Annotated in this window: 5 protein-coding genes; 1 reads left to right on the top strand and 4 read right to left on the bottom strand. The window is 70.5% G+C overall.

What is annotated here, in order from left to right; all coding sequences use genetic code 11:
• Positions 1-128: 128 nt before the first annotated feature.
• From whiA to uvrC, 4 genes are read right to left on the bottom strand one after another with little or no spacing between them, the layout of a single operon-like run.
• Complete coding sequence (gene whiA, locus AU196_RS17555; RefSeq protein ID WP_082695754.1) at positions 129-1,106, bottom strand: DNA-binding protein WhiA; 978 nt, start codon at positions 1,104-1,106, stop codon at positions 129-131.
• Entirely contained in the window at positions 1,103-2,125 is a 1,023-nt protein-coding gene (gene yvcK, locus AU196_RS17550; RefSeq protein WP_059096361.1) for a uridine diphosphate-N-acetylglucosamine-binding protein YvcK, read from the bottom strand. Before yvcK ends, whiA begins: the two co-directional genes overlap by 4 nt.
• A 52-nt stretch (positions 2,126-2,177) precedes the next feature.
• Complete coding sequence (gene rapZ / locus AU196_RS17545; RefSeq protein ID WP_197415825.1) at positions 2,178-3,080, bottom strand: RNase adapter RapZ; 903 nt, start codon at positions 3,078-3,080, stop codon at positions 2,178-2,180.
• Positions 3,081-3,091: 11 nt separating this feature from the next.
• Positions 3,092-5,110, bottom strand: coding sequence for an excinuclease ABC subunit UvrC (gene uvrC, locus AU196_RS17540; RefSeq protein WP_059096359.1), 2,019 nt, complete (start codon positions 5,108-5,110; stop codon positions 3,092-3,094).
• Positions 5,111-5,219: 109 nt separating this feature from the next.
• Between uvrC and AU196_RS17535 the strand changes: the two genes are divergently transcribed.
• Positions 5,220-6,562 (top strand): gamma-glutamyltransferase family protein (locus AU196_RS17535; protein ID WP_197415824.1); only part of this gene is annotated, 1,343 nt, incomplete at its 3' end.

Below are 6,562 nucleotides of genomic sequence, written 5' to 3'. Positions count from 1 at the left end.
CACCACGACACCGGCCAACCGAGAATCAACAACCACTTCCACCCCCACCGCTACCTCACCGATCACGACGAGGACGACAACCCCGACTAGCGAAGAGGTCGAATCACAGTGGCGGACAACCGATTCGGCTAAGCGTCCTCGAGCAGGTCGGGCGTCACGGCGGACTCGGTGTCCGGGATGCCGTCTTGTTTGGCCTTCCGGTCGGCCATCGACAGCAGCCGCCGAATACGGCCGGCGACAGCGTCTTTCGTCATCGGCGGGTCGGCCAGCCGGCCCAGTTCCTCGAGAGAGGCCTGGCGGTGCTCGACCCGCAGCTTGCCCGCGGACGCCAGATGATCGGGAACCGTGTCCCCGAGGATCTCGAGCGCCCGCTCCACCCGGGCGGCCGCCGCGACCGCCGCGCGCGCCGAGCGCCGCAGGTTGGCGTCGTCGAAGTTCGCCAACCGATTGGCCGTGGCCCTGACCTCCCGCCGCATCCGGCGTTCTTCCCAGGTCAACCGCGTGTCCTGAGCACCCATCCGGGTCAGCAGCGCGCCGATCGCCTCGCCGTCGCGCACCACCACCCGGTCGCTGCCGCGCACCTCGCGCGCCTTGGCGCTGACACCGAGCCTGCGGGCCGCACCGACCAGCGCCAGCGCGGCTTCGGGTCCCGGGCAGCTCACCTCCAGCGCCGAGGACCGACCCGGTTCGGTGAGCGAACCATGTGCCAGGAACGCCCCGCGCCAGGCCGCCACGGCGTCGGCCACGCTGCCGCCCACCACCTGTGCGGGCAGTCCCCGCACCGGGCGGCCCCGCAGGTCGAGCAGTCCGGTCTGCCGCGCCAACGCCTCGCCGTCCTTGGCGACCCGCACCACGTACCGCGTGCTCTTGCGAATACCACTGGCCGACAACATGTGTACGACGGCGTTGTAGCCGTACAGATCGTAGATGTCCTTGCGCAGCCGGCGCGCGATGATGCCGAGATCCACCTCGGCCTCGACGACCACCCGGCCGGACACGATGTGCAGCCCTCCGGCGAAGCGCAACAGCGATGCGACCTCGGCGCGGCGAGCGCTCACCGATTTCACCACGAGTCGGCTCAGCTCGTCTTTGACCTCGGCTGTCATCGCCACGAGTCGTCACCTCTCGGTCGGTTCGAAGTCGGGGTCGCCGCCGTCGGCACCTCGTCGCGGCCCCCCGCCGTCCCGCGAAGCCGGACACCTTCCAGGGCCGCGGCCAGTCGCGCCGGATCATGTAAAGGTGTACCAGGTCGGCAGACGTCGGCGAACTCTACTCGGGCATCGAGAATCTTCGCCGTCCGGCTCAGCTGATCCCGCTCCCGGTCGCTGGGCACCCGGCTGGCGTCCACGATGATGTCGTGGACGGTGAAGTTGGGCGCGTGCTGCGACAGCACATGGATGTGCCGCTCGACGGAGAAACCCGCCGTCTCCCCCGGCTCGGCGGCCAGGTTGAGCACCAGCGCCCGGCGCGCCGACGTCGCGCGTAACGCGGCGGCGAGTTCCGGTACCAGCACGTGCGGGATGACGCTGGTGAACCAGGAGCCGGGGCCCAGCACCACCAGGTCGGCCGACATGATCGCGTCGACGGCCTGCCGGGTGGCCGGCGGATCACCCGGCAGCAACCGCACCCGGCGCACCTTGCCGACGGTCGTCGCGATCGCCACCTGACCGCGGATCACGCGGCTCATCCGAGGATCGGATTCCAGGCCGGCGACGTCGGCCTCGATCTGCAGCGCGATCGGGCACATAGGCAGCACCCGTCCCTTGACCCCGAGGACGCGGCCCAACTCGTCGAGTGCGGCGACGGGGTCGGCCAGCACCTCGGACAGACCCGCCAACATCAGATTGCCGATCGGATGACCCGCCAGCGCACCGCTGCCTCCGAACCGATGCTGGATGATGGTCGCCCACAGCCGGCCGTGCGGACTGTCGGAGGCCAACGCGGCCAACGCCATTCGCAGATCCCCAGGCGGCACGATGTCCAGTTCGCTGCGCAGCCGGCCCGAGGACCCGCCGTCGTCGGCGACCGTGACCACAGCGGTGACGTGCGGGCTGAGCCGTCGCGCCGCGGACAGCGTCGCGTACAGCCCGTGGCCGCCGCCGAGTGCGACGATGCGAGGGCTCACCTGGCCTCCTCGCGTGCGGGACTCTTCTGTATTCCTCGCGTCCGGGGGAAGCTCATTCGCGCCCCAGATCCCGGTGCAGCACCCGCACCGTGAGCTCGTCACCGCCTTGCAGCCGCCCCGCCAGCGCCTCGGCGATCGCCACACTGCGGTGTTTGCCGCCGGTGCAGCCGATCGCGACGGTCATGTAGCGCTTCCCCTCCCGCCGGTATCCGTCGATGACGACGTTCAGGAGCCGATGGTAGGTGTCGAGGAACTCCTCCGCGCCGGCCTGACCCAACACGTAGTCGCGGACGTCGGGGTGTTGCCCGGTGTGCGGGCGCAACGCGTCGACCCAGTGCGGATTGGGCAGGAAGCGGACATCCATGACGATGTCGGCGTCCATCGGCAGGCCGTATTTGTAGCCGAACGATTCGACCGTGACGCTGGTCTCCGCGGCCACCTCGGCGCCGAACGCGCGCTCGATGCTCTCTCTCAGGGCGTGCACCGACAGCTTCGACGTGTCGATCACCAGATCGGCCGAGGCGCGGACCGGGGCGAGCAGCGCCCGTTCCCGCGCGATGCCCTCGGCCAGCGTCTGCCCGCCCTGGAGCGGATGGCTGCGCCGGTTCTGCTCGTAGCGGCGCACCAAGATGTCGTCACTGGCCTCGAGGAACAGCACGCGCGGAGTGATGTTGCGGGTCGCCAGATCGCGGCGCACCCAGTCCAGGTCGCCGGTGAACCCGCGCGACCGCACGTCCATGACGACCGCCAATTGGGTGATGCGCGAGCCGGCGGCCAGTCCCAGCTCCACCATCCGGGCGATCAGCTCGGTCGGCAGATTGTCGGCGACATACCACCCGAGGTCCTCGAGCACCTTCGCCGCGGTTCCGCGCCCGGCTCCGGACAGCCCGGTGACCAGGACGACGTCGATACCCGATTCCGGGTGATCGACATCCCCCCTCAGCTGTTCGCTCATATCCGACTCTGTCATCCCGTCACCCTGCGTTGATCATCGTCGATGGCGCCTGTGTCCGCGCCGGAATCGGCCGGTGCGGCCTCCGGCACGCCCAGCGCCTCCAGCACCGCACGGGCGGTCGCCACCCCGATGCCCGGCACCGCGGTGATCTCCTCGACCGTCGCCTCCTTCAGCCGCGCCACCGAACCGAAGTGCGCGACCAGCGCCTTGCGCCGGTGCTCGCCGAGCCCGCGCACCGAATCCAGCGCCGAGGCCGTCATCCGCTTGGACCGCTTGCTGCGGTGGTAGGCGATCGCGAAACGGTGCGCTTCGTCGCGCACCCGCTGCAGCAGGTAGAGACCTTCACTGTTGCGCGGCATGATCAGCGGATCGGGCTCTGCGGGCACCCACACCTCCTCGAGGCGTTTGGCCAACCCGATCACCGCCACGTCTGTGATCTGCAGATCGTCGAGTACCGCCTGCGCCGCGTTGACCTGCGGTGCGCCGCCGTCGACGACGAACAGGTTCGGCGGGTAGGCGAACTTGCGCGACTTGCCCTCGGCGGACAGTTCCGTCGGATGCTGGGTGTCGTGCAGGTGCCGGTAGAAGCGCCGCCGCGTGACCTCCGCGATCGAGGCGACGTCGTCGCTGCGGCCGTCGCCCGCGGCCTCGCGGATCGCGTAGTGCCGGTAGTCCGATTTGCGGGGCAGGCCGTCCTCGAACACCACCAGCGACGCGACCACGTCGGTGCCCTGGACGTGGCTGATGTCGATGCACTCGATCCGCAGCGGCGCGTCGGCCAATCCGAGCGTGTCCTGAATACTCTGCAGCGCAGCCGTTCTCGCGGTGAAGTCGCCGGCCCGCTTGAGCTTGTGCTGGGCCAGCGCCTCTTTGGCGTTGCGCTGCACCGTCTCGAACAGCGCCTTCTTGTCGCCGCGCTGCGGCACCCGCAGCGCCACCCGGGAGCCCCGCAGCTGGGACAGCCACTCCGTCAGCTCGTCGGCGTTGTCGGGCAGACAGGGGACCAGGACCTGGCGCGGTACGGGATTCGTCGCCTCGTCCAGCCCGTTCGCACCGGCGTTGTCGCTCGCCCCGCCGAGTTCGACTTGATCACCGTAGAACTGGGTGAGGAACTGCTCGACCAGCTGGCCCTCGCCGGATTCGCCGGGGTCGCCGGACTTCTCGACGATCCAGCCACGCTGACCGCGCACCCGCCCGCCGCGCACGTGGAAGACCTGCACCGCCGCCTCGAGATCGTCGTCGGCGAAGGCCACGACGTCGGCGTCGGTACCGTCCCCCAACACGACCGTCTGCTTCTCCAACGCCCTCCGCAGCGCGCCGATGTCGTCACGCAGCCGCGCGGCCCGCTCGAAGTCGAGGTCCTCGGCGGCGGCGTTCATCTTTCGTTCCAGGTCGCGGACCAGCCGGTCGGTCTTGCCCGACAGAAAGTCGCAGAAGTCCAGCACGATCTCGCGGTGCTCGTCGGCGCTGACCCGCCCGACGCACGGCGCCGAGCACTTGTCGATGTAGCCGAGCAGACACGGACGGTCGATCTGGTTGTGCCGCTTGAACACTCCGGCCGAACAGGTCCGCGCCGGGAACACCCGGGTGAGCAGATCGACGGTCTCCCGGATCGCCCAGGCATGCGAGTACGGCCCGAAGTAGCGCACCCCCTTCTTCCGCGGACCGCGGTACACCTTGAGCCGCGGGAACTCCTCGTTGAGGGTGACGGCGAGCACGGGGTAGGACTTGTCGTCGCGGTAGCGGATGTTGAACCGCGGGTCGAACTCCTTGATCCAGTTGTACTCGAGTTGCAGCGCCTCCACTTCGGTGGTGACGACGGTCCACTCGACCTTGGCCGCCGTCATCACCATCTGCCTGGTCCGCGGCGCCAGACCGGACAGGTCGGCGAAGTAGGAGTTCAACCGGCTGCGCAGGCTCTTGGCCTTGCCGACGTAGATGACGCGGCCGTGCGGGTCCCGGAACCGGTAGACGCCCGGTTCGACGGGGATCGACCCGGGGGCGGGCCGGTACGTCGATGGATCGGGCACGCCCCCAGGTTACTGCCGCGCCCGGTGCGGGTTGCAGCCGCGCGACCCGCTGAACAACCCACGGCGTGACCTCCGGACAGGTCGCGAGTGACTCCGCTACCGTCGAAGGGTGCGGATACCGGCGTCGGTGCAGAGGGTGACCGCCCTGCTGGGAGGGGTGGTGTTGCTCACGGCCGGATGTTCCGGTGCCGAGCAGGCCCCGCCCACCCCGCCGCCGGTGCCCTGCGAGATGGTGTCGAACGGCACTCCCACGCCCAAGACCCCCGAGGCCGCGCCACCCGGCGAGGGTGAGGAGGACCTGGCCAACGAGCCGGAGGTGGGCACCGGTTACCGCAAGGACATGACGGCGGTGGTCACCGCTCGCTACTCGGTGTCGACGGCGAATCCGCTGGCCACCCAGGCCGCGTGCCGGGTGCTCCGCAGCGGCGGCACCGCGGCCGACGCCCTGGTGACCGCCCAGGCGATGCTCGGGCTCGTCGAACCGCAATCGTCCGGTGTCGGGGGCGGCGGCTTCCTGCTGTATTACGACGCGGCGTCCGGGGCGGTGCAGGCCTACGACGGTCGCGAGGTCGCGCCCGCGGCGGCGACCGAGAACTACCTGCGCTGGGTCAGCGACACCGACCGCACACCACCCAAACCGGATGCGCGGGCGTCCGGGCGCTCGATCGGCGTCCCCGGCATCGTGCGGATGCTGCAGACCGCCCACGAGGCGCACGGCAAGACCACGTGGCGGGAGCTGTTCGAACCGGCCGTCCGGCTGGCCGACGACGGCTTCGACGTCAGCCCGCGGCTGGCGGCGGCGATCTCCGACAGCCGGGAGGAACTGCGCGTCGACGCCGCGGCGGGCCGGTACTTCCTCAACGCCGACGGCAGTCCGAAGCCCGCGGGCAGCCGGCTGACCAACCCGGCCTACGCCAAGACCCTGAGCGCGATCGCCTCCGAGGGCGCCGACGCGTTCTACCGCGGCGCGATCGCCGAGGCGGTGGTCGAGGCCGCCGCCGACGCCTCGGGTGGGCGCACCCCCGGCGCGATGACGCTGCAGGATCTGGCCGACTACACCGTCGAGGTCCGCAAGCCGCTGTGCCGCCCGTACCGCGGCAAGGAGATCTGCGGGATGCCACCGCCGTCGTCGGGGGGTATCGCGGTGCTCGCGACGCTCGGGATGCTCGAGCGCTTCCCGATGGCCGACCACCGTCCGGAGGACATCGACCGCAACGGCGGCAGGCCCGCCGTCATGGGCGTGCACCTGATCTCCGAGGCCGAGCGACTGGCCTACGCCGACCGGGACCGCTACATCGCCGACACCGATTTCGTGCCGCTGCCCGGCGGCACGGCGGACACGCTGCTGAACACCGCCTACCTGGCCGGCCGCGCCGCGCTGATCAACGAGAAGCGCAGCATGGGCACCGCGCGACCCGGTGAGTTCGGGCCGCCCGCCGCGCCCACCCCGCC

The sequence above is a fragment of the Mycobacterium sp. IS-1742 genome (assembly GCF_001500125.1).
Classification (GTDB): Bacteria; Actinomycetota; Actinomycetes; order Mycobacteriales; family Mycobacteriaceae; genus Mycobacterium.
Note: the sequence above shows the minus strand (reverse complement) of the source record. Positions and strands in the feature narration are given on the sequence as shown.

Bases quoted from the DNA above. Each gene is read 5' to 3' on its own strand.
- whiA (WP_082695754.1), bottom strand. From the start codon at position 1,106: ATGACAGCCGAGGTCAAAGACGAGCTGAGCCGACTCGTGGTGAAATCG.
- rapZ (WP_197415825.1), bottom strand. From the start codon at position 3,080: ATGAGCGAACAGCTGAGGGGGGATGTCGATCACCCGGAATCGGGTATC.